This is a genomic window from Caballeronia sp. LZ003 (genome assembly GCF_031451465.1).
Taxonomy (GTDB): Bacteria; Pseudomonadota; Gammaproteobacteria; order Burkholderiales; family Burkholderiaceae; genus Caballeronia.
On record NZ_JARUXJ010000002.1, the window covers coordinates 175,388 to 196,519 of the forward strand.

The window sequence follows — 21,132 nt, forward strand, 5'->3', positions numbered from 1 at the left end:
TCCTGGGTTCCTTTAAGCAGGTATCGCTTCCGCACGCGCGGCGCCTTCGACGGCCGCCCGTGCAACGTGGATCGACGAAGCCGAGTCGCGGCTATGGTCGAGCGGAATGTTGTAGGTGATACGCGCGCCATACGCGCCGGGCGCTTGCGGATCGACACGTACCTTGTCGAACACGAGCACGCGGCTGCCGAGCGTGAAGCCTTCTTTCAAGTCGTGCGTGACCATGAAGATGGTGAGGCCCGACTCGCGCCAAAGCTTCAGCAGCAGTTCGTGCATGTCGCGGCGGATGCCCGGATCGAGCGCGCCGAAGGGTTCGTCGAGCAGCAAGATGCGCGGCTTCATCATGAGCGCCTGCGCAATGGCAAGACGCTGCTGCATGCCGCCTGAAAGCTGATGCGGATACTTGTCGAGCGCGGCGGCAAGACCGACGCGTTCGAGCATCGCCACGGCTTCGTCGCGTGCAGCCTGTCGACGCGCGCCGAAAAGACGGCCCATGAGCCTCGACTCGCGCAACTCGTTACCGAGCATCACGTTGCGCACCACGCTCAAATGCTCGAACACCGAATAGCGCTGAAACACGACACCGCGATGCGCGTCCGGTTCACCCGGCAGCGGTTCGCCATCGAGCAGGATCTCGCCGCGTGTCGCGCGTTCCTGACCGAGCAGAAGGCGCAGAAACGTGGACTTGCCGCAGCCCGACGCACCGACCATCGAACAGAATTCGCCTTTTCCGATCTTGAGATTCAGGCGTTCGAGCACGACCTGGTTGCCGTACTCTTTCCACACGTTGCGGACTTCGATCATCTTGCGCCTCCGCCGTACCAGGGAAACGCCCACAGCGTGATACGGCGCAGGCTCTCGTCGATAAGCCACGCGAGCAGCGTGATCCACGCGACGTAAGGCAGGATCACGTCCATCGCGAGATAGCGGCGCACGAGAAAGATGCGGTAGCCGAGGCCGTCGACGGATGCGATCGCTTCCGCCGCGATGAGAAAGAGCCACGCCGAACAGAGCGCGAGACGCAGTGCGACAAGCAGGCGCGGCATGAGTTGCGGCAGGATCATGCGCAGCATCAGCGTCCAGCTCGTGGCGCCGAGCGTCTGCGCCTTGACCCACAACTCGTCGGGAATCTCGCGTGCGCGCTGCTGAAGATCGCGGATCATCATGGGCGTAATGCCGATCACGATCAGCACGACCTTCGACAACTCGTCGAGGCCGAACACGATGAAGAGAATGGGCAGCACCGCGAGCGGCGGGATCATCGAGACGACAGTGATGAAGGGCGAGAGCGTTGCGGTCACGAGCGGAATGCTGCCCGTCACGATGCCCGCGATGAGCGCGATCACCGCACTCACCGCAAGCCCGATGCCAAGGCGCTTAAGGCTTGCGAGCGTATCGGTCCAAAGCAGATATTGGCCCGTGCGCTTGTCTTCGGTGAAGGCGAACTGAGTGATCGCCTCGCTCATCTGGCTCGCGCTTGGCAGCACCTTGTCGCCGGGATTGTCCCTGAGCCGTAGCGACGAACTGGTGAAGTACACCGCCAACAGCACGATGAACGGCATCAAAAGCAGCAGCATGGCGCCGCTCTTGCTCGGGTGTCGGTTGATGAGTCGCATCGCGCAGCCTCCGGTTCGCAGGCGTTAAAGCTTGCCGTCGGCGGCCATGCGCACGTAGGTCGGATCGAAGCGCAGCTTGACGTTGCTCTTGCTGCCGACCACGACGCCCTTGTCGAACGCCATGCCGATTGCGTCCGCGCTCGGCGCGCCTTGACCGAGCAGACCGTGATCGAACGAGAACTTCGCGACGCGCGTCATGGTGCGCGGCAGTTCGGGACTCGTCGCGAAGTCGAGCGCGGACTTAGGCGTGTAGAAGAGCGCGGTGGTCGAGAGCTGGCCCTTGAAGCCCGGCAGATCGGTGCCGGATGCCTTCGCCATCGCGTTGAGGGCGGCGGTGCTGTCGGCGCTGTTGGCGCGCATCAGCGACATCATCTCGAACCATGCGCCCGTCAGTGCCTTGCCGAGTGCGGGGTTCTCTTGCAGCGTCTTCGTGTTGACGACCATCATGTCCATGATCTCGCCGGGAATCTTGCTCGAATCGAAGACTTCGGTCACATCGGGCTTGGCTTTCAGGTCGGCGAGCATGGGATTCCAGGTGACGGCCTGCTTCACGGCGGGTGTCGCAAACGCGGCCGAGATATCGGCATCCGATGTGTTCACCACCTTGAGATCGCGCTCGCTCATGCCGGCGGATTCGAGCGCGCGGGCAAGCAGATAGTGCGATACGGAAAACTGCACGAGGTTGATCTGCTGACCCTTGATGTCGGCGATCTTCTTGCCAGTGCCCTTTACGAGCACGCCGTCGTTGCCGTTGGAATAGTCGCTGACGATAAGCGCGGTCGAGTCCACGCCGCCCGCGGCGGGAATCGTCAGTGCGTCCATGTTGGTCATGGCGCAGCCGTCGAACTTGCCGGCCGTGTACTGATTGATCGACTCGACGTAGTCGTTGAGCTGCACGACATCGACATTGATGCCGTATTTCTTGGCCCACTTGGAAACGATGCCTTGAGTTTTCGCTTCGCCCCACGGCATCCAGCCCGCATAGATGGTCCAGCAGACCTTGAAGTCCTGACGACCGGCGGCGAACGAGGGAGAAGCGGTGGAAGCAAACGCGGCGAGAGAGAGGGCGGCGATGCCGATGAAACGGGGTAGCTTGCGCATGAGGTTGACCTCGAAGGGGTTATCGACGGCGGGGAGCGGCGCGACTCTCGATCGCGTTCTCTCCCGGGCTTTTATCCCGCCGTGTAACCTCGCGCAGAACCTTGAGGTCGACAACTCTCGGACCAGCATCGCGCGTATGGATCGTCCCTCATGGACGCTACGCGGATCGGAACCCTAGTTATCTATTGCAAATTGTTGGTGCTAAACCGGATGAAGCGCCGGCTCCTTGCTGTAGCTATAAGCGATAAGCGTGCCATCGCAAATGAGCGCATGTTTCATGATTCAGCCATGCGTGTGCACCAAATCCGGATGATCGGCGCACCATCGAAGCGCTCGTGCGACGTTTCGGGGAAAGGTCGCACGAAGGCTCATGCGTATCAACCGCGGTCGCCGTAGCGTGCGAGACGCGAGCGCAAGGCATCGATCTGATCGAGCAGATCGAGTGCAAGCGCCACGCCTTGCGCGTTCAGTTCGAGATCGCTGGTCAGTCGTTGCGCGGTCATGGCGCGGCGCAACGACGTGCCGCTGAAGCGCCATTCCTCGATACGCGCACCTCGCGGCTCGAATGCGCCTTCTTGCACCCAAAGCGCGAGCTGATCTTCCGAAGCGCCCGTGATGCGACACAGTTCGATCATCGTGAACTCGACGTGCTCCTCGACGATATCGCCCTGCAGATAAACCGGCTCGTTTTCATTCATGATGGTTCACCCATAAAAGTGCGCGCGCGGATCGAAGTCGAACGCATCGCGCATGGCGTGATAGGCAGCCTTCCTGGCGTCGGTATCGGCGGGAGGCAGCACGATGCCGAGCATGACGTAGACATCGCCGGGCGGATTGCCGGGAATGCCTCGACCGCGCAACCTCAAACGTCGTCCGGCGGCAGACCCGGCCGGAACGGTCACGGTCACATCGCCGGATGGCGTCGGCACGACCACCTCTGCGCCAAGCGCGGCTTCCCATGGCGCAAGCGGCAATTCGACGGTGACGTCGCGGCCGTCGACGGTATAGCGCTTGTGCTTGTCGACCGTCACTTCCAGATAGAGGTCGCCTGGCGGCGCATTGCCCGAACCGGCGCCTCCCTGACCCGCGAGGCGCAGGCGCTGGCCGTCGAGAATGCCCTTCGGTATCGTCACATCGAGCGTGCGCGTTTGATACGTCACGCGTCCTTCATCGTCGATGACGGGCATTTGTAGCCTGAAGGTGCGCTGCGCGCCGGTGTAGGTATCTTCCAGGCTGACCGCGACGCTTGCATGATGATCCTCGCCAGGCCACTCGGGCATGCGCGAACGTGTCCCATGCCGCGCGCGTGCGCCGCCGTGCATGCCGCTGCGTGCGCCGAACAGGTCGCTGAAGAAGTCGTCGGCGTCTTGCTGACTTTCGCCACCGCGATACTCGAAGCCATCGCCGACATCGGGACGCGGACGGATCTCGTCGCCATCTTTGAGCCCGGTGCCGAGGGCATCGAACGCGGCGCGCTTCTCCGGGTCCTTGAGTACCTGATATGCCTCGCCCACTTCCTTGAAGCGCGCTTCGGCGTCCGCGTCCTTGTTGAGGTCGGGATGAAACTTGCGCGCGAGTTTTCTGTGAGCGGTCTTGATTTCCGCTTCGCTCGCCGTGCGCGGAACGCCCATGACCGCGTAGTAGTCTTTGTATTTCATGGTTAGCCCGGATGGTCGATCATTGGTCCCGGTTCGCCGACGCGACGCGTACTCGAGACGCCGATGCGTCCCGTTAATATACAAGCATGTTTGCTGGAGCGTGTCATGGGTGAACGATTCGAGCGCGCAGAAGCGGCTCGACGAATGGCCGCACGCTCGTTTCGAAGCACATGCACGGGCGTCCCTCGGACGAAGAGGACGCACCGGCGCTTCACGTATCGGTAAGGCACGCTTGGAGCCTTGTTCTCGCACCTTCCCTGAAGGCTCCATCGCCCGCACCTTGTATTTCTTCGTCCGCACAGGGCTAAAGCATTTGCATTTGTGCGTCGTAAACCAGGAATCGCCTGATCGGCTCCATCAAGCACGAGGCTTGGTCGACTCGTCCACCACGTCCACCGAAAGCCTGGTTTTGCAATGCCCATGTCCCATCATTCCACCCAGGGTTCAGTCGACCGCGCACGGTCGGAGACTCGATCCGCGCAGAACCAGGGCTTCCTGTCGTTCTTCCTGAAAACTCAGGCACGTAGCGCAACTTTTTCCTCTGCCTGCGTCGTGCAGCACATGCTCGGTGCGGTGGGCGCGTTCGCGCTCGTTTATTGGCCACTCGCGTCCGTGTCGAACGTTGCGGCGTCGTGCGTCGGCGTCTTTGCCGGCGGCGTCGTGCTGACGATCGGTCTTGGTCGTGCATGCCGCGCCGCCGGGCGCGAGAATGCCACCCGCGCGCTTGCACGGGCGCTGTTGGACGCGAATCGCGAATGCCTGAAGCTGCTGGACGAAGAAGGGCGCATGTTGCGCATCTCCGAGCATGGCGCGCAGTTGATGCAGGCGAGCGGCCCGGAACAGCTTGCCGGCGCCGACTGGCTGAGCTTCTGGTCGAACGATGACGCCATCGCCGCTCGCAGCGCATTCGCCGCCGCGCTGCAAGGCGCGCGCACGTCTTTCACTGGCGCGTGCCCGACGACGACAGGCGAGCCGAAGGTATGGCAGTCGCGATTGATCCCTATCGAAAACGGTAGGGGTGGCGTCTACGGCATTTTGTGCGCGTCGCTCGATGTCACTCAGGAAGCCGACCTCGCCGCCGATCTGCGCGCGAAAGACGCGCTGATGACCGAGATGGAAGCGCACGCCGGTCTCTGTTTCTACTCGTATAGCGCGGATTTCAGCCACTTCCATCGGTTGAGCGAAGGCTGCGCGTCCCTGTTCGGCGTGGACGCGCCGACGCTGCTGGAACGTCCGCAAGCGTGGATGGATGTCGTGCTGCCCGAAGACCGTCCGCAAGTCGAAGCCGCGATGCGCCGCATCGTCGACACCGCGATTGGCGGGCGCGTGCAATACCGCATCGAGCGGCCCGGCGGCGGCGTGCGTTGGGTGCAAAGCACGGGCTATCCCGTGCGCGATGCGGCGGGCGGCGTGGCGCGCATCATCGGCATCAGCGAGGACATTACCGCGGAGCAGGAGCGTGTCGCGGAACTGGACCGGCTGGCTTTCTCGGATTCGCTGACAGGGCTCGCGAATCGCGTTGCGCTTTTGCGGGCCATCGAGGAACGCTGCCGCGAGGACAACGTGTTCGCGCTGATGTTCATCGATCTGGACCGCTTCAAGGTGCTCAACGACACGCTCGGCCATACGGCAGCCGACCGTCTGCTCAAGTCGCTGAGCGAAGTGATTCAGGCTGCGCTCCCGGCCGATGCCTTTCTTGCGCGACTCGGCGGCGACGAGTTTGCCGTGCTGATCGACGAGGCACGCGACAAGGAACGGCTTGCGAGCATCGCGCGAATCATTCTCGGCGTGCTCGCACAAACAGGCGATGCGCCTCGCGCCGGCGCGTTCGTCACCGCGTCGATCGGCATTTCAGTGTTCCCCGAGAACGGCGCCGATCACGAGACCTTGCTCACGAGTGCGGACATTGCGATGTATGCCGCGAAGAAGGCCGGGCGCAACGGCTTTCGCTTCGCCGACAAGGACGCAAGCAAGCGTATCGTCGACTTCAACCTGGAGCGCGACCTGCCCGCCGCGCTCGCCAACGGACAGTTCGTGCTGCACTATCAGGCGATTCACGAGCCGCATTCGCTCGCGGTCCGCAGTGTCGAGGCGCTCATCCGTTGGAGTCATCCAACGCGCGGTGTCGTCTCGCCGGGCGTGTTCATTCCGATTCTGGAAGAGAGCGGCTTCATCATCGAGGTCGGCGCGTGGGTCATGGAAGACGCGCTTCGGCAGCTTGCGCACTGGCGCAGAAACGGTGCGAGCGCGCTCAGCGTCTCCGTGAACGTGTCGGCGCGGCAGTTGCGCGATACGGCTATCGTCGATGTCGTGGATAACGCTTTGCGCCGGCACGGACTGCCGCCGTCGAGCCTGCAAGTGGAACTGACCGAGAGTGCGTTGATGGAGAATGCAGAGCTCGCGCAACGCACGCTCTGTGCGTTGAAGGAACTCGGCGTGCGCATCGCCATCGATGACTTCGGCACGGGCTATTCGAGTCTGCGTTATCTCGCGGATTTCGCGCCGGATACGCTCAAGATCGACCGTTCGTTTGTCGCTCGCCTGGAAAGCGATGCCGCGACGCACGGCATCGTGTGCGGCATCATCCAGATGTCGCATGCGCTTGGCGTGAGCGTCACGGCGGAAGGTGTCGAGCGCGCAACGCAACTGGACATGCTGCGGCAAGCGCAGTGCGACTTCGTGCAAGGTTACTTGCTGAGCCGGCCGGTCGCGCCGGAACTCGTCGTGGGACTTTCGACGCTCGCGCCCGAGCCGAGCGGTGTCGTTGCAGCGGGCGCCGTGACGTAACGGCGGCCGTCATACCTACATCCTCATTACAGTTTCCCTGCTTCACGCCGATAAGAAGGTGGACAAGCTTGCAACAGGCGTCGATAAGCATCGCGCCTTGTCTCCACCTACGACCACTCTGGAAGCAAAACGAATGAAGAGCCTGACAATCCGGGCGCGGCTCGCGCTCACCATGATTTTTCTTGGCGTGCTGCTCAGCTTGTCCGTGGGAATCGGTCTATACGGCATGGCGACCATCAAGGCGTCCGCAAGAGACGTGAGTCTGAGCACGTTGCCCTCCGTCAACGCGCTGGGTGTCTCGGACGTGTACCTGAACCGCGCACGCGTGCTGCTCGACCGCTTTGCGCTCGACCGCGAAGGCACCGGAGGGGAAGACCTGCGCGCTCGCGCCGAGAAAGCGTTGGCCGATTCGGACGAGTGGTACAAGAAGTACGATGTCATCCCGCGTGGCGCGGACGAAGACGTCCTCGCGAAGGACGTGGTCGAAGGCCGCGCTCAAATGCGCAAGGCAGTCGAAGCTTTTGGCGCCGCCATCGAGAAACGCGATCAGGCCGAGATCATTCGCTATGCACAGAAAGACGTGCCCGATGCCTACAATCGCACGAGCGATGCCTTCAAGAAGCTGAAGGAATTCCAACTCATCGACGCAGCCCGCCAGGACGAGGAAAACGACAGCAGCTACGCAACCGTGCGTACCGTTGGCTTCATCTCGCTCGTCATGGGTATTGCGGGCGCGGCTTTCGGTTGGTACTTCCTGCGTCGCGCGATCATGTCGCCGCTCGCCGATGCACTCGAGCATTTCGAGCACATCGCGGCAGGCGATCTGACACGCACGGTCACGATCAAGATCCACGATGAGATGGGCCAGTTGCTCTCCGGCGTCGCCGCCATGAAGGAGAAGCTCGCGGCAACCGTCGGCTCTGTCCGAACGAGCAGCGAGGCCATTGCGAGCGCCAGCAAGCAGATTGCAGCGGGCAATACCGATCTTTCATCGCGTACCGAACAGCAGGCCGCTTCGCTGCAGGAAACGGCCGCGAGCATGGAAGAACTCACCGCGACGGTCAAGCAGAACTCCGAGAACGCGATGCAGGCAAGCGGCCTCGCCGACAACGCGAACGCCGTCGCCAACGAAGGCAGCGCTATCGTCGGTCAGGTCGTCGAGACCATGGCGGGCATCGAGCAGAGTTCGGCCAAGATCGCGGAGATCATCGGCATGATCGAAGGCATTGCGTTCCAGACCAACATCCTTGCGTTGAACGCCGCGGTCGAAGCCGCTCGCGCTGGCGAGCAGGGTCGCGGCTTTGCCGTCGTCGCAAGCGAAGTGCGCAGCCTCGCGCAGCGTTCGTCGAGTGCCGCGAAGGAGATCAAGGAGTTGATCGAAACGTCGGGCGGCCGCGTGCAGGCGGGCACGGAACTCGTTGCCCGCGCGGGTGGAACCATGCAAAAGGTCGGCACGGCGATACAACGCGTGACGGACATCATGGGCGAGATCGCGTCGGCATCGCATGAACAGACGCGCGGTATCGAGCAAGTGAACCAGGCCATCTCGCAGATGGACGAGGTCACGCAGCAGAACGCGGCACTCGTCGAAGAAGCGGCGGCAGCCGCTGGGTCGCTGGAAGATCAGGCCGAGCAATTGCGCACGACCGTCGCCGTGTTTCGCACGGGCCAGGCTGTCGTTGCCGCGAGCCGTGCGAACGCAGCGCCGGTGCGCCGTCCTGCGCCCGCGTCGATCGTGAAGGCCGTCAAGCCTGCCGCGCCGAAGAAGCGCGCAGAACCCGCGGTCGCAGCCGGCGACGGCGACTGGGCCACGTTCTAAGCGATGAAACAGGGCGCTCGCGCTAAACGTTCGCGACGCCCTGCGTGTTCACGTACACCGAATAGATCGACTGCGACGCCGCCATGAAGAGACGGTTGCGCTTCGGTCCGCCGAAGCAAAGATTGGCGCATCGCTCGGGCAGGGCGATGCGTCCGATCGGCTTGCCCGCAGGCGAAAGAATCATCACGCCGTCGAGTTCGTCGCTGCCCATGCCCCAGCCGCACCACAAGTTGCCGTCGACATCGACGCGTATGCCGTCCACCGTTCCCACGCCCGCGTCGTAAAACACGCGTCCCCGGCCGATACCGCGCCCGTCCTCCGACACGTCGTACACGTGGATGAGCTTGTTCGGCACGCCGCGCGATTCGGTCACGTAAAGCAGCTTCTCGTCGGCCGAAAAACACAGACCGTTCGGTCCTTTCAGATCCGCCGTGACGAGGCTCGCTTCGAGCGTCCTTGCGTCGATGCGATAGATCGAATGCGGCAGTTCCGGCTCGGCCTTGTTGCCTTCATAGTGGCCCCAGATGCCCATGGGCGGATCGGTGAACCAGATCGAACCGTCGGACTTGACGACGACATCGTTAGGCGAATTGAGCGGCTTGCCATCGAACGAATCCATCAGCACGGTCATGCGGCCGTCGTATTCCGTGCGCGTGATGCGGCGCCCATGTTCACACGTGATGAGCCGTCCTTGCCGGTCACGCGTGTTGCCATTCGCATGGTTCGATGCAGCGCGATACACACTCACCGCCCCCGTTTCCTCCTCCCAGCGCAGCATGCGGTTATTCGGGATATCGCTGAACAAGAGGAAGCGGCCATCGCCGAACCAGACCGGACCTTCCGTGAACCGAAAGCCCGTTGCAAGCCGCTCGACTGCGGAGAACGCAACGCGATAGCGGTCGAAGGATGGATCGAGCGAAATCACGCGCGGGTCGGGATAGCGTTCGGTCTGTTGCCACATGAGATGTCTCCTTGTTATCAGCGTCGGCGCGGCGGCGGTCCCGGCGCTCCCGGTGTCTCAGCCCGCAGATTAGCGCGCCGGACTAAAAAATTTCTTGCTTCTCAAGCAAACCATAGCAAATCCCCGATCCGTATGATTGGCGCAGCGAGTGGTCCATTCAGTACTTCATGAAGCGGTCCATCAGGCGCGTACTCGCGGCGCATAACTTATACAAAACCCATGATCGAGCAGTCCGAAAAGCGCGTCGTCGGCCCGGTGATCCGTCTTCATTCCAATGACAACGTCGTGATTGCCCGCACGGATGTAGCGATGGGCACGCGCGTGGATGCCGAAGACTTCGTGAGCCGAAGCCAGGTCACGGCAGGCTACAAGATCGCCGCCCGCGCCATCCGGCAAGGCGAGCCGATCCGCAAATACAACGTGGTGATCGGTTTCGCCGCCGCCGATATCGCACCGGGCACGCTGGTTCACGGACACAACGTCGAGTTCCGCGACTTCGATCGCGACTACGCCTATGGCGAGGACTATCGCGCGGTCGAGCAGTTGCCTGTCGGGAAGCGCGCGACGTTTCAGGGCATCGTGCGCGCGGATGGCAGCGTGGCGACGCGCAATTACATCGGCATTCTCTCCACCGTGAATTGCTCGGCCACGGTCGTGCACAAGATCGCGGAATGGTTCACGCCCGAGCGACTGGCGGATTACCCGAACGTGGATGGCGTGGTGGCGTTCAGCCATTCGATCGGCTGCGGCATGGAGATGAGCGGCGAGCCCATGCAACTGCTGCGCCGCACGATGGCCGGCTACGCGCGCCACGCGAATCTCGCGGCGGCACTTATCGTCGGACTCGGTTGCGAACGCAATCAGTTGCAAGGCCTGCTCGATCAAGAGCATTTGAGCGCAAGTTCGCGACTGCATACCTTCACGATGCAGGAAACCGGCGGCACGCGCAAAACCATCGAGGCGGGCATTGAAGCTGTGAAGGCGTTGCTGCCCCGCGCCAACGACGTCACGCGCAGCACGGTCGATGCGAGCCATCTGAAGATCGGCCTGCAATGCGGCGGTTCGGACGGCTTTTCCTCGATCAGCGCGAATCCCGCGCTCGGCGCCGCAATGGACATTCTCGTGCGCCACGGCGGCACCGCCATCCTGTCGGAAACGCCCGAGGTCTATGGCGTCGAACATACGCTGACGCGCCGCGCCGTGAGCCGCGCGGTGGGCGAGAAACTTGTGGATCGCATCCGCTGGTGGAAGGAAGAATATTCGGTCGGTCGCGATGTGCAGATCAACGGCAAGGTGAGTCCGGGCAATCAGGTCGGCGGCCTCGCCAACATCTTCGAGAAATCGATCGGGTCGTCGATGAAAGGCGGCACCACGCCGCTCATGGAGGTGTATCGCTACGCCGAGCCCGTGACGCAAAACGGCCTCGTTTTCATGGATACGCCGGGCTTCGATCCCGTCTCCGCGACCGGACAGATCGCGGGTGGCGCGAACCTCATCGCGTTCACGACGGGGCGAGGTTCCATGTTCGGCGCGAAGCCCGTGCCATCGATCAAGCTCGCCACCAACACGCCGATGTATCGCCGTCTCACCGAGGACATGGACCTGAATTGCGGCGCCATTCTCGATGGCGAAGCGAGCATCGAAAGCATGGGGCAGGTCATCTTCGACGCGCTGCTCGCCACCGCTTCGGGCGAGCGCAGCAAGAGCGAACTGCTCGGCCTCGGCGATCACGAATTCGTGCCGTGGCAGATCGGCATCATGAGTTGAGAGTGAGGATTTAGACACGACAGCATCGGCAAGGCAGGACCTTCGCGGCCGAGGGCTTCATGGCCGCTCCATAACTAAAGCAGTCAAGGAGACATATGAAGACCGGCAAATACCGCTATGTGGTCGCGGGCCTGCTATTCACGGCAGGCGCGATCAACTACATGGATCGCGCGGCGCTCGGCATCGTCGCGCCCATCGTTGGCAAGACGCTCGATCTTTCGCCCTCGCAACTCGGCATCATCTTCAGCAGCTTCTTCATCGGCTATTCCATCTTCTCCTTTCTCGGCGGCTATTTCTCCGACAAGTGGGGCACCGTGCGCGTGTTCACTTACGCCATGGGCATCTGGTCGCTGTTCTGCGGACTCACCGCGGCCGCGACGGGATTCGTCTCGCTGCTCGTATGCCGCGTGTTCTTCGGCATTGGCGAAGGGCCGATGAGCTCTAATACGAATCGCACGATCTCGAACTGGTTTCCGCGTCACGAGACCTCGACGATGATCGGCTTCACGTTCTCCGGACAGACACTCGGCAATGCCATTGCGGGACCGGTGGTCGGTCTGATCGCGTATGCGTTCGACTGGCGCACGTCGTTCATCGTGATCGCCGTGCTCGGCTTTCTGTGGCTCGTGGTGTGGCGCATCTTCGTGACCGACAAGCCCGCGCAAAACGCGCGCGTGCGCGATGACGAACGTCGCATGATCGACGAGAGCCGTTCCATTGCCGAAGCCGCGAACGTGGAGGACGACGGCATGACGCTCGGCGCGTATCTGCGCCGCCCGAGCACGCTCGCGCTCGGCGCGGGTCTCTTCGCCGTGAACTACACACAGTACGTGTTCATCTCGTGGTTGCCGAGTTATCTGACCAACGTGATGCATCTCGACCTCAAGCAGATGAGCATCATCACGTCCATTCCGTGGATTTGCGGCGCCATTGGTTACTTCGGCGGCGGGCTGGTAGGCGACTGGATTTATCGTCGCATGGACGATCCCGTGAAGGCGCGCAAGCTCGTCGCGACGATTCCGCTCGCGCTGTCCGGTGTCGCCGTGCTGTGCATCACGTCGGCCACTTCGCTCGTGGCGGCGGTCGCGCTCATCGCGGCGGCGCTCCTGTTCCTCACCGGTTCGTGCCAGGCCATCTGGGCAATTCAGCACGAGATTCTGCCGCTGCATCGGCAGGGCGGCGTGGGTGGCTTCATCCACTTCTTGAGCAACCTGTCGGGCATCATCGGACCGGCGCTGACAGGGGTTCTCATCCAATACTTCGGCGGCTATCACAGCGCGTTCTTGTTCGGCGCGCTGATCGATTTCACCGGCGTCATCGCCATGGTGCTTTTCGTGCATAACCGCCGCGCATCCGAACTCGGCATCGCAAGCCAGTCCTTGCGATAAACACGGAGAGACAACGCATGAAACGGGTTTTGATCACGGGCGCGGCCGGACTCATCGGCCGCGTGCTACGCGCCGGATTCGCGGGCCGTTACGCGCTACGCCTTGCCGACATCGCGCCGCAAGCGAGCGCGGGCGAGCATGAGGAAATCGTCACTGCCGACATCACGCGTCCCGAGCGCTTGCGCGAGATCATGGAGGGCGTCGATGTGGTCGTGCATCTCGCGGGCATTCCCGACGAGGACACGTGGCAGAAGATTCGCGACATGAACATCGATGGCTGCTACAACGTCTTCGAGGCGGCGCGCGAGGCGGGCGTGAAACGCGTGGTGTTCGCGAGTTCGAATCATGCGGTGGGCTTTCATCGGCGCGACAGGATGATCGACGACACGGTCACGGTTCGCCCCGACAGCCGCTATGGTGTGTCGAAGGCGTTCGGCGAAGCGCTCGGGCGTTTGTATGCCGACAAGTACGGCATGTCGGTGGCGTGTTTGCGCATCGGTTCGTTTCGTCCCGACGACAAGCCGACCGAGCCGCGCCACCTTTATTCGTGGATCAGTCATCGCGACATGGTGCAACTGACGCGTCGCGCTATCGATGCGCCGGACTATCACTTCGTCATCGTTTATGGCGTGTCCGACAATGCGCGCAATCGCTGGAGCAATGCGAATGCGCGTGCGCTCGGCTATCGACCGCAGGACGATGCGCAGACGCATGCGCTGGAAATCTCCTCATCGAGCGAAGCGGAAGACGCGACCGAGGCGCTGTTTCATGGCGGCTTCGGTTGTCTTCGCGAGTTCGAGGGAGACACACAGCGCATCGATTAATACGTGCAGGCACATTCGAATAAAACAGGAGACAGCCTTGTCGAAGTGGAATGGAAAGCGTCGCGAGACGCTGAAGGCGCTGAGTGCGCTCGTTGCATCAGCGGGTGGTTTGGCATTGAGCGGTTGCGCAGAAACGCGAGTACAGAGTGACGCGCAGCAAGTCAAATGGTCCACCGGCACCGAGCGCACGAAGCTCGCGATGCCGCCCGATGCGACCGACTGCCATCATCACATCTACGATCATCGCTATCCGTGGGCGCCCGAAGCGACGCTCAAGCCCGGCGATGCAACCGTCGACGATTATCGGCAACTGCAAAAGCGCATCGGCACGACGCGCAATGTCATCATCCAGCCGTCGAGTTATGGCGTCGATAACCGTCTGCTCGTCGAATCCATCGCGCGTTTCAACGGACGCGCACGCGGCATTGCGGTCGTCAATACGAGCGTGACTCAGACGGAACTCGAAGCCTTGAATCGCGCTGGCGTACGCGGTATCCGCTTCAATCTCGCGCCACCGGGAACGACCACGCTCGATATGGTGAAGCCGCTTGCGGCTCGTATTGCGCCAATGGGGTGGCATGTGCAGGTGAACGCACCCGCTGCGTTTTTGATGCAGGCGCGAAGCACGTGGTACGACTTGCCGTGTCCGGTCGTATTCGATCATCTTGCGCACGTGCCGGAACCCGATGCGGTGCATCAGGCTTCTTTTCAGATGGTCTCCGAGTTGCTGACGAGCGGGAAGGCGTACGTGAAGCTGATCGGCTTCTACAACGAGACGCAGGTCGGGCCGCCTTCGTATGCGGATAGCGTCGCGCTCGCGGCGGGCTTTGCTCGGGTCGCGCCGGAGCGCGTGCTGTGGGGAAGCGACTGGCCGCATCCGACGGAGCAGCCGTTGAATCGCATTCCCGATGATGCCTTGCTCGCGGACCTTTTCGCCAACGTCGTGCCGGATGAAGCGACGCGCAAGCGCATTCTCGTCGATACGCCCGCCACGCTGTATCAGTTCTAATCATTCGATATGGACAGGCGTCAATGCCCGTCCTGTCGTGAAGAACGAGACGACGTTGTCGGCGGTGAGTTTGGCCATTGCAAGCCGCGTCTCATGCGTCGCGCTGCCGATATGCGGGCTCAGCACGACATTGTCCAACTGTCGCAAAGGCGAATCGTTGAGCGGTTCGTGCTCGAAGACATCGAGCGCGGCGCCCGCGAGCGCCTGGCGTTCCAGCGCTGCGACCAGCGCCGCTTCATCCACGACGGAACCGCGCGCAATGTTCACGAGCATGCCCTTGGACCCAAGCGCGTCGAGCACGGTAGCATCGATCAGATGACGCGTCGCGCTGCCGCCCGGACAACTTGCGATCAGAATGTCCGACCAGCGCGCAAGCTGAACGGGCGTCTCGAACCATTCGAACGGCAGCGCCTGACGCGTGCGCCCGAAGTACGCGATCTCGACATGGAACGGTGCGAGTCTTCGCGCGATCTCCTTGCCGACGCGCCCCATGCCGACGATCCCGACGCGCTTGCCCGCCAGGTTCGAGCCGAGCGGCAGTACGCCGTTCGACCACGCGCCTTCGCGTACGAAGCGGTCGGCGCGCGGCAGTTGCCTTAGCATCGCGAGCACGAGTCCTATCGTCAGTTCGGCGACGGCCGCGTTGAGCAGATCGGGCGTGTTGGTCACGACGATGCCGCGTTCGCGCGCAAACTCGACCGGAATGCGGTCGAAGCCGACGCCGCTCGTCGCAATGATGCGCAGCGCGGGTAATCGTTCGATGAGCGCGATGTCGATGTCGTAGTTGGACCGTGTGACGATAGCGCCGATGCGCGCGCGGAGCGCGTCGTCAGCGCCGATCTCGGCGAGCGTGTGTAGAGCGAGGCGCTCTTTCAGCAAGGCCTCGGCAATGGCAGGAAACTCGCCTATCCGCAAAACGGGTGGCACATTCGTGTCGTTGGCGGTCATCGTCGAATCCTTACTTGTTGACGAGCTTCGCCGGCACAAAGACGAAAATCAGCAACGCCGACAACGCAAGCGAAGCCGCAACCACGAACAGTCCCGACGAAAGCGAATGCGTGATCGATTTGAGCCAGCCGATCACGGCCGGGCTTACGAATCCGGCAAGATTGCCCGTGCAGTTGATGAGCGCGATGCCCGCCGCCGCGCCCGTGCCGCCGAGAAACGCCGTGGGCAGCGCCCAGAACATCGGCAGCGCGGTGATGACGCCCGCAGTCGCGAGCGTGAGGCCGGCCACCGATATCGCCGATGACGCGCCGAAGAGCGCGCACAGCACGAAGCCCGCTCCGGCAATGAGCGCGGGCAGCGCGACGTGCCAGCGCCGCTCGCGTGTGCGGTCGGCGTGCTTGCCGGTGAGGATCATCGCGATGAGGGCGACGGAGTAGGGAATCATCGTCAGAAGGCCGATGATGAACGCGTCTTCTATACCCGTCGAACGCAGGATGGTCGGCTGCCAGAAGCCGATTGCGTACGAACCCATGACAATGCCGAAGAGGATCAGACACATTAAATACACGCGCGCCGACGTGAACACCGCGCGCACCGAGCCGTGCGTTTGCGTGGCGGTATCGGCGGCGATTTCATCGAGGATCACGCGCTTTTCGGGTTCGGAGAGCCAGGTGGCGTCGGCGACGCGGTCATCGAGATGCTTCAGGATCACGAAGCCGAGCACGATGGACGGCACCGCTTCGATGATGAAGAGCCACTGCCAACCTTCGAAGCCACCCACGCCGCTCATCGAATGCATGATCCAGCCGGACGCCGGTCCGCCGATAAGCCCCGACACCGGATTGCCCGCCATCAGGAGCGCAATCATCTTGCCGCGCCGATGCGACGGGAACCAGTACGTCAGATACAGCACCATGCCCGGAAAGAAGCCCGCTTCCGCGACACCGAGCAGAAACCGCACGGCGTAGAACTGCATGGGCGTGGAGACCCAGGCAGTGGCCATCGATAACGCGGCCCAGGTAATCATGATCCGCGCGATCCAGCGCCGCGCGCCGATGCGATGCAGCAGAAGGTTGCTCGGTACCTCGAAGAAAAAGTAGCCAACGAAGAACAACCCCGCACCGAGGCCGTACACGGCTTCGCTCAGATGCAACGAGTTCAACATCTGCAGCTTGGCGAAGCCGACGTTGACGCGATCCAGATAAGCGACCACGTAGCCGACGAACAAGAGCGGCATGAAGCGCAGCGCAACGCGGCGAAAGATGGAATCGGCGTCGTCGGTTGCTATCGAGGCGGGAAGTGAAGGGCTGTCGTACAAGGTTTGTCTCCGTTTTTATTCGTATGGTTGTACGGCGGATCAGTGCGCGGCTTCGCGAACGCCGAGCTGATCGGCATGCGGAATGGAAAAGCCGATGGCGTCCAGCGCGTTTTCAAGCTGCACGCGTTGCGTGCCATCGAGTTCGACGAGCGGCGGGCGCAAATTCGCCCAGCCTTCATCGCCGGATTGCCATGCAATGGCCGCTTTCATCGCGGCGATCATTGGGAAGCGCTGGAACACCGCGCGCGTTTCGTCTAGGCGGCGTTGCTGTGCGGGCGCATCGACGGCGCGCCATTCGCGCGCGAGCTTGCCGATGGCCGCCGCATTCACGTTGCCCGTCGCGGTGATGCAACCCGCGCCGCCCGCTTGCAACGTGCGCAACAGGAACGTCTCGCTGCCCGCGAAGACTTCGAAGCCCGTGGACGCGAAAGCATCGATCACGGCCGACGTGTTGTTCCAGTCGCCCGAGCTGTCCTTGATGCCCGCAATGGTGCCCGGATACGCCTTCAGCAAGCGTTCGATGAGTGCAAGGCTCAACGGCACCTGCGCGACCGGCGGAATGTGATAGAGATAAATCTTCAGACGCGCATCGGCGACAGCGTCTATCACGGTGGCGTATGCGCGGAACAGACCTTCGTCGCTCACGCCCTTGTAGTAGAACGGCGGCAGCATCAGCACGCCGCCACAGCCGTTCGCTACCGCATGGCGTGTGAGTTCGATGGTGTCCGGCAACGCACACGCGCCGGTGCCAGGCATCATGCGTGCAGCGGGCAGGCCTGCGCCGATGAGTGCATCGAGCAGTCCGCGCTTCTCCGCGACGGACATGGAGTTGGCCTCGGAATTCGTGCCGAACACGGCCAGCCCGACATCGTCGTCGAGCAACGCGCGGCAGTGGCGAATCAGACGCTCGGCCGATGGCGCGCCGTTATCGTCGAATGGCGTGAGAACGGGCGACAGCGCGCCCTGAAAGGTCTTTGATGTAGTCATGGCAAGCGTCTCCGGTGTCGTTCGAGGGTCGCGCCAGTATCGCCGTGGGTTGGATATGGAAGAACAAGGGTGCGCTTGCTTCAAAGATAAAAAATTCTTGTGTCTTATGCGGACGTTTCCCGTGAACGCAAAAAAGGCCGCTCGAAAGCGGCCCTGGCGTGCTTCAGCATGACGCGTCTAGCTTCTTGGCGTCGTGCCGCGCTTCTCCGTCGCGCGCAAGAAATCGAAGTCGACGCCTTTATCCGCTTGCGTCACCGTATCGAGAAACAGCTTGCGGTATCCACGCTCCGCTGTCGGTATCGTCACGGGATGTCGGGCCGCACGCGCAGCGAGTTCCTCGTCGCTGATGAGCAGGCTGATCTCGCGCTTCGACACGGACAGGCGAATGCGGTCGCCCGTCTGCACGTGCGCAAGCGGCCCGCCGATCGCCGATTCGGGCGTCACGTGCAGCACGATCGTGCCGAATGCGGTGCCGCTCATGCGGCCATCGGAGATGCGCACCATGTCCTTGACGCCCGCCGTCGCGAGCTTGCGCGGGATCGGAATGTACCCGGCTTCCGGCATGCCGGGCGCGCCCTTCGGACCGATGTTCTTGAGCACCAGAATGTCATCGGCGTTGACGTCGAGATCGGCGGAATCGATGCGCGTGGCCAAGTCCGCGCCGTTCTCGAACACCACCGCGCGGCCCTCGTGCTCCATGAGTTCGGCGTTCGCCGCCGACTGCTTGATGATCGCGCCGCCCGGCGCGAGATTGCCTTCGAGGACGGCAATACCGCCTTGCGGATAGATCGGCTTGTCGAACGAGCGCACGACATCCTGCACGAAGGCCGGACCCGCCGCTTCGATCTCCTCGCCGAGCGTGCGGCCCGTGACGGTCAGCGCATTCAGATTGAGAAGCGGCTTGAGTTCGCGCAGCAGCGTGGCCATGCCGCCCGCCTTATGAAAATCCTCCATGTAATGCGAGCCGGACGGCTTCAGATCGAGCAGCACGGGCGTCTCTCGGCCCATGCGGTCGAGCGCTTTCAGATCGACGTCGTAGCCCATGCGTCCGGCAATGGCGGTCAGATGCACGATGCCATTGGTCGAACCGCCGATAGCCAGCAGCACGCGCATGGCGTTCTCGAAGGCATCGGCGGTGAGGATCTTGTCGATGGTGAGGTCGTCCTTCACCATCTGCACGGCTTGCGTGCCGGTCATTTCGGCGACGCGCATGCGGTCCGATGTCACCGCGGGCGGCGCGGCGCCGCCCGGAACGGTCATGCCGAGCGCTTCGGCAATACACGCCATGGTGCTTGCCGTGCCCATCACCGAACACGTGCCCACGCTCGCGACGAGCTGGTTGTTGACCGCCGCGATTTCCGTCTCGTCGATCTCCTCCGCGCGAAAACGTCCCCAATAGCGCCGGCAGTCGGTGCATGCGCCCACGCGCTCGCCGCGATGCGCGCCCGTCAGCATGGAACCGGTGATGAGCTGGATCGCCGGGATATTCGCCGATGCCGCGCCCATCAGTTGCGCGGGCACGGTCTTGTCGCATCCGCCGATCAGCACGACGGCGTCCATGGGCTGCGCGCGAATCATCTCCTCGGTGTCGATCGACATGAGGTTGCGCAGATACATGCTGGTGGGCTGCGAGAACGATTCGGCAATGGAGATGGTCGGGAAGTCCATTGGCAGGCCGCCCGCGAGCATCACGCCGCGCTTGACGGCCTCGATCAGCTGCGGCGCGTTGCCATGACACGGGTTATACGCGCTGCCTGTGTTCACGATGCCGATCACCGGCCGGTCGAGCGCGCTGTCCGTATAGCCCGCGCCCTTGATGAAAGCCTTGCGCAGAAAGAGCGAGAAGCCGCTGTCGCCATAGCTCGTCAGCGATTTGCGCAGGCCGCCGGGTTGCGGGTCTTGTTCAGCGCCGGACTTTTTCTTGAATGTGTCGCTCATGTTGCTGGCGTCTCCTGTAGGTGTGCCCGCATTATCGCGGCTGGCTTGCGTTGCCGCGACACGTTCGCGCTTGCTTCAAACCATAGAACTTCTTGCTTCCGGACGTGACTATTGCTTCGGTTTGCCCGACCCGTGCCGCGTCCGTTCGATAGAGTCCGCCGCGCCGAGAAACGCCTGCACGAGCCGGATGCGCGCGCATGAACGTCCCCATAACAAGCCGACGAGACGCTTGGGCGCCGCGTTGGGCAGCGCCCACTTGCGCACGGAAATGCCCGGATACTCGTGCGGCGCCCAGTCCGGCACGAGCGAGACGCCCAGCCCGCGATCGACCAGCGTGGCGATGGCCGCGAGGCCATCGAGTTCGCAGCGCTGATTCGGCTTGATGCCTTGCTGCCGTAAATACGCATCCGCGAGTTGGCCGCCGACCACGTTACGGTCGTATCGAATGAAGGGTTCTGAAAGCAAGGTCGCGTGGACGTCGTTGACGTTCATCGCGGCGGGCGTCAGAAGCACGAGCGGCTCCGTGCGAAACGTATGCCAGTCGCAGCTTTTCGGGAGATTGAAAAGCGGTTGCGCGATCACGGCGGCATCGAGATCGCCTGCCGTCACCTTGCGATAAAGATCGAGCGACGTGCCCGGCTCCAGATAGAAGTCCATCTGCGGATGATGACCGAGCAGCACCGCGAGCGCGTCGGGAATGAGGCTGCCCATCATCGTCGCCATGCCGCCAAGACGCAGTTGACCGCCTAATTGATCCGTGTCCTCGATGTCCGAACGCAAGTCGCGAATGTCGTGCAGCACCGCTCGCGCCCGCGCGAGAATGCGCTCGCCGGCTTCCGTCGCGCCCACCGTGCGGCCCGAGCGACGCACGAGCGTGGCGCCGAGTTCGGCTTCGAGCATCTTGACGCGTTGCGCGACGGCGGCGGGCGTCAGATCGAGCCTGCGCGCGGCTTCCGCGATCGAACCCAGTTCGACGACGAACACGAAGCTTTGCAGATAGCGCGAGTCCAT

At 62.7% G+C, this 21,132-nt stretch carries 17 protein-coding genes and 1 riboswitch; of the genes, 6 read left to right on the top strand and 11 right to left on the bottom strand.

Annotation, left to right across the window (positions count from 1 at the left end):
- Positions 1-12 precede the first annotated feature (12 nt).
- The 5 genes from QCE79_RS15445 to QCE79_RS15465 all read right to left on the bottom strand — a co-directional run bounded on the left by QCE79_RS15445 (position 13) and on the right by QCE79_RS15465 (position 4,375).
- A complete protein-coding gene (locus tag QCE79_RS15445; protein ID WP_309845659.1) occupies positions 13-804 on the bottom strand; it encodes an ABC transporter ATP-binding protein in 792 nt (263 codons plus the stop codon).
- A complete protein-coding gene (locus QCE79_RS15450) occupies positions 801-1,616 on the bottom strand; it encodes an ABC transporter permease subunit (RefSeq protein ID WP_309845661.1) in 816 nt (271 codons plus the stop codon). The genes QCE79_RS15445 and QCE79_RS15450 overlap by 4 nt, the downstream gene beginning before the upstream one ends.
- Before the next feature lie 24 nt (positions 1,617-1,640).
- Entirely contained in the window at positions 1,641-2,717 is a 1,077-nt protein-coding gene (locus QCE79_RS15455) for a putative urea ABC transporter substrate-binding protein (protein WP_309845664.1), read from the bottom strand.
- Positions 2,718-2,775: 58 nt separating this feature from the next.
- Positions 2,776-2,906: riboswitch (guanidine-I (ykkC/yxkD leader) on the bottom strand.
- 188 nt (positions 2,907-3,094) lie between these two features.
- Positions 3,095-3,415 carry a chaperone modulator CbpM gene (locus tag QCE79_RS15460; RefSeq protein ID WP_250469456.1) on the bottom strand — a complete coding sequence of 107 codons (321 nt, stop codon included), beginning with the start codon at positions 3,413-3,415 and terminating at the stop codon, positions 3,095-3,097.
- A gap of 6 nt (positions 3,416-3,421) precedes the next feature.
- Entirely contained in the window at positions 3,422-4,375 is a 954-nt protein-coding gene (locus QCE79_RS15465) for a DnaJ C-terminal domain-containing protein (RefSeq protein WP_250494626.1), read from the bottom strand.
- Between the two features lie 420 nt (positions 4,376-4,795).
- Between QCE79_RS15465 and QCE79_RS15470 the strand changes: the two genes are divergently transcribed.
- Together QCE79_RS15470 and QCE79_RS15475 are read left to right on the top strand one after the other, a co-directional pair.
- Positions 4,796-7,162 (top strand): EAL domain-containing protein, encoded by a 2,367-nt coding sequence (locus tag QCE79_RS15470; protein ID WP_309845667.1) that lies wholly within the window; start codon positions 4,796-4,798, stop codon positions 7,160-7,162.
- A gap of 133 nt (positions 7,163-7,295) precedes the next feature.
- The gene (locus QCE79_RS15475) at positions 7,296-8,981 is read left to right on the top strand and encodes a methyl-accepting chemotaxis protein (protein ID WP_309845668.1); all 1,686 of its coding nucleotides are present in this window, start codon (positions 7,296-7,298) and stop codon (positions 8,979-8,981) included.
- A 22-nt stretch (positions 8,982-9,003) separates the two neighbouring features.
- Here the strand turns inward: QCE79_RS15475 and QCE79_RS15480 are convergent, their stop codons facing one another.
- Complete coding sequence (locus tag QCE79_RS15480; protein ID WP_309845670.1) at positions 9,004-9,942, bottom strand: SMP-30/gluconolactonase/LRE family protein; 939 nt, start codon at positions 9,940-9,942, stop codon at positions 9,004-9,006.
- A 219-nt stretch (positions 9,943-10,161) separates the two neighbouring features.
- Here QCE79_RS15480 and QCE79_RS15485 point away from each other — a divergent pair, with 219 nt between their 5' ends.
- The 4 genes from QCE79_RS15485 to QCE79_RS15500 all read left to right on the top strand — a co-directional run bounded on the left by QCE79_RS15485 (position 10,162) and on the right by QCE79_RS15500 (position 14,930).
- Positions 10,162-11,709, top strand: a complete 1,548-nt coding sequence (locus QCE79_RS15485) for an altronate dehydratase family protein (RefSeq protein WP_309845671.1) — start codon at positions 10,162-10,164, stop codon at positions 11,707-11,709.
- Between the two features lie 95 nt (positions 11,710-11,804).
- Complete coding sequence (locus QCE79_RS15490) at positions 11,805-13,097, top strand: MFS transporter (RefSeq protein ID WP_244830629.1); 1,293 nt, start codon at positions 11,805-11,807, stop codon at positions 13,095-13,097.
- Positions 13,098-13,114: 17 nt separating this feature from the next.
- Entirely contained in the window at positions 13,115-13,921 is an 807-nt protein-coding gene (locus QCE79_RS15495) for an NAD(P)-dependent oxidoreductase (RefSeq protein ID WP_309845674.1), read from the top strand.
- A 37-nt stretch (positions 13,922-13,958) separates the two neighbouring features.
- A complete protein-coding gene (locus QCE79_RS15500) occupies positions 13,959-14,930 on the top strand; it encodes an amidohydrolase family protein (RefSeq protein ID WP_309845676.1) in 972 nt (323 codons plus the stop codon).
- Here QCE79_RS15500 and QCE79_RS15505 read toward each other — a convergent pair whose 3' ends face one another.
- The 5 genes from QCE79_RS15505 to QCE79_RS15525 form a co-directional block, all read right to left on the bottom strand.
- Positions 14,931-15,878 (bottom strand): 2-hydroxyacid dehydrogenase, encoded by a 948-nt coding sequence (locus QCE79_RS15505; protein ID WP_309845679.1) that lies wholly within the window; start codon positions 15,876-15,878, stop codon positions 14,931-14,933. It lies immediately after the preceding gene.
- 10 nt (positions 15,879-15,888) lie between these two features.
- Positions 15,889-17,196, bottom strand: coding sequence for an MFS transporter (locus QCE79_RS15510; protein ID WP_309845682.1), 1,308 nt, complete (start codon positions 17,194-17,196; stop codon positions 15,889-15,891).
- A 39-nt stretch (positions 17,197-17,235) separates the two neighbouring features.
- Complete coding sequence (locus tag QCE79_RS15515) at positions 17,236-18,183, bottom strand: dihydrodipicolinate synthase family protein (protein ID WP_309845684.1); 948 nt, start codon at positions 18,181-18,183, stop codon at positions 17,236-17,238.
- Between the two features lie 177 nt (positions 18,184-18,360).
- A complete protein-coding gene (locus tag QCE79_RS15520) occupies positions 18,361-20,121 on the bottom strand; it encodes an IlvD/Edd family dehydratase (protein ID WP_309845687.1) in 1,761 nt (586 codons plus the stop codon).
- Positions 20,122-20,229: 108 nt separating this feature from the next.
- Entirely contained in the window at positions 20,230-21,132 is a 903-nt protein-coding gene (locus QCE79_RS15525) for a LysR substrate-binding domain-containing protein (RefSeq protein ID WP_244830616.1), read from the bottom strand.

Bases quoted from the DNA above. Each gene is read 5' to 3' on its own strand.
- QCE79_RS15445 (WP_309845659.1), bottom strand. From the start codon at position 804: ATGATCGAAGTCCGCAACGTGTGGAAAGAGTACGGCAACCAGGTCGTG.
- QCE79_RS15450 (WP_309845661.1), bottom strand. From the start codon at position 1,616: ATGCGACTCATCAACCGACACCCGAGCAAGAGCGGCGCCATGCTGCTG.
- QCE79_RS15455 (WP_309845664.1), bottom strand. From the start codon at position 2,717: ATGCGCAAGCTACCCCGTTTCATCGGCATCGCCGCCCTCTCTCTCGCC.
- QCE79_RS15460 (WP_250469456.1), bottom strand. From the start codon at position 3,415: ATGAATGAAAACGAGCCGGTTTATCTGCAGGGCGATATCGTCGAGGAG.
- QCE79_RS15465 (WP_250494626.1), bottom strand. From the start codon at position 4,375: ATGAAATACAAAGACTACTACGCGGTCATGGGCGTTCCGCGCACGGCG.
- QCE79_RS15470 (WP_309845667.1), top strand. From the start codon at position 4,796: ATGTCCCATCATTCCACCCAGGGTTCAGTCGACCGCGCACGGTCGGAG.
- QCE79_RS15475 (WP_309845668.1), top strand. From the start codon at position 7,296: ATGAAGAGCCTGACAATCCGGGCGCGGCTCGCGCTCACCATGATTTTT.
- QCE79_RS15480 (WP_309845670.1), bottom strand. From the start codon at position 9,942: ATGTGGCAACAGACCGAACGCTATCCCGACCCGCGCGTGATTTCGCTC.
- QCE79_RS15485 (WP_309845671.1), top strand. From the start codon at position 10,162: ATGATCGAGCAGTCCGAAAAGCGCGTCGTCGGCCCGGTGATCCGTCTT.
- QCE79_RS15490 (WP_244830629.1), top strand. From the start codon at position 11,805: ATGAAGACCGGCAAATACCGCTATGTGGTCGCGGGCCTGCTATTCACG.
- QCE79_RS15495 (WP_309845674.1), top strand. From the start codon at position 13,115: ATGAAACGGGTTTTGATCACGGGCGCGGCCGGACTCATCGGCCGCGTG.
- QCE79_RS15505 (WP_309845679.1), bottom strand. From the start codon at position 15,878: ATGACCGCCAACGACACGAATGTGCCACCCGTTTTGCGGATAGGCGAG.
- QCE79_RS15515 (WP_309845684.1), bottom strand. From the start codon at position 18,183: ATGACTACATCAAAGACCTTTCAGGGCGCGCTGTCGCCCGTTCTCACG.
- QCE79_RS15520 (WP_309845687.1), bottom strand. From the start codon at position 20,121: ATGAGCGACACATTCAAGAAAAAGTCCGGCGCTGAACAAGACCCGCAA.
- QCE79_RS15525 (WP_244830616.1), bottom strand. From the start codon at position 21,132: ATGGACTCGCGCTATCTGCAAAGCTTCGTGTTCGTCGTCGAACTGGGT.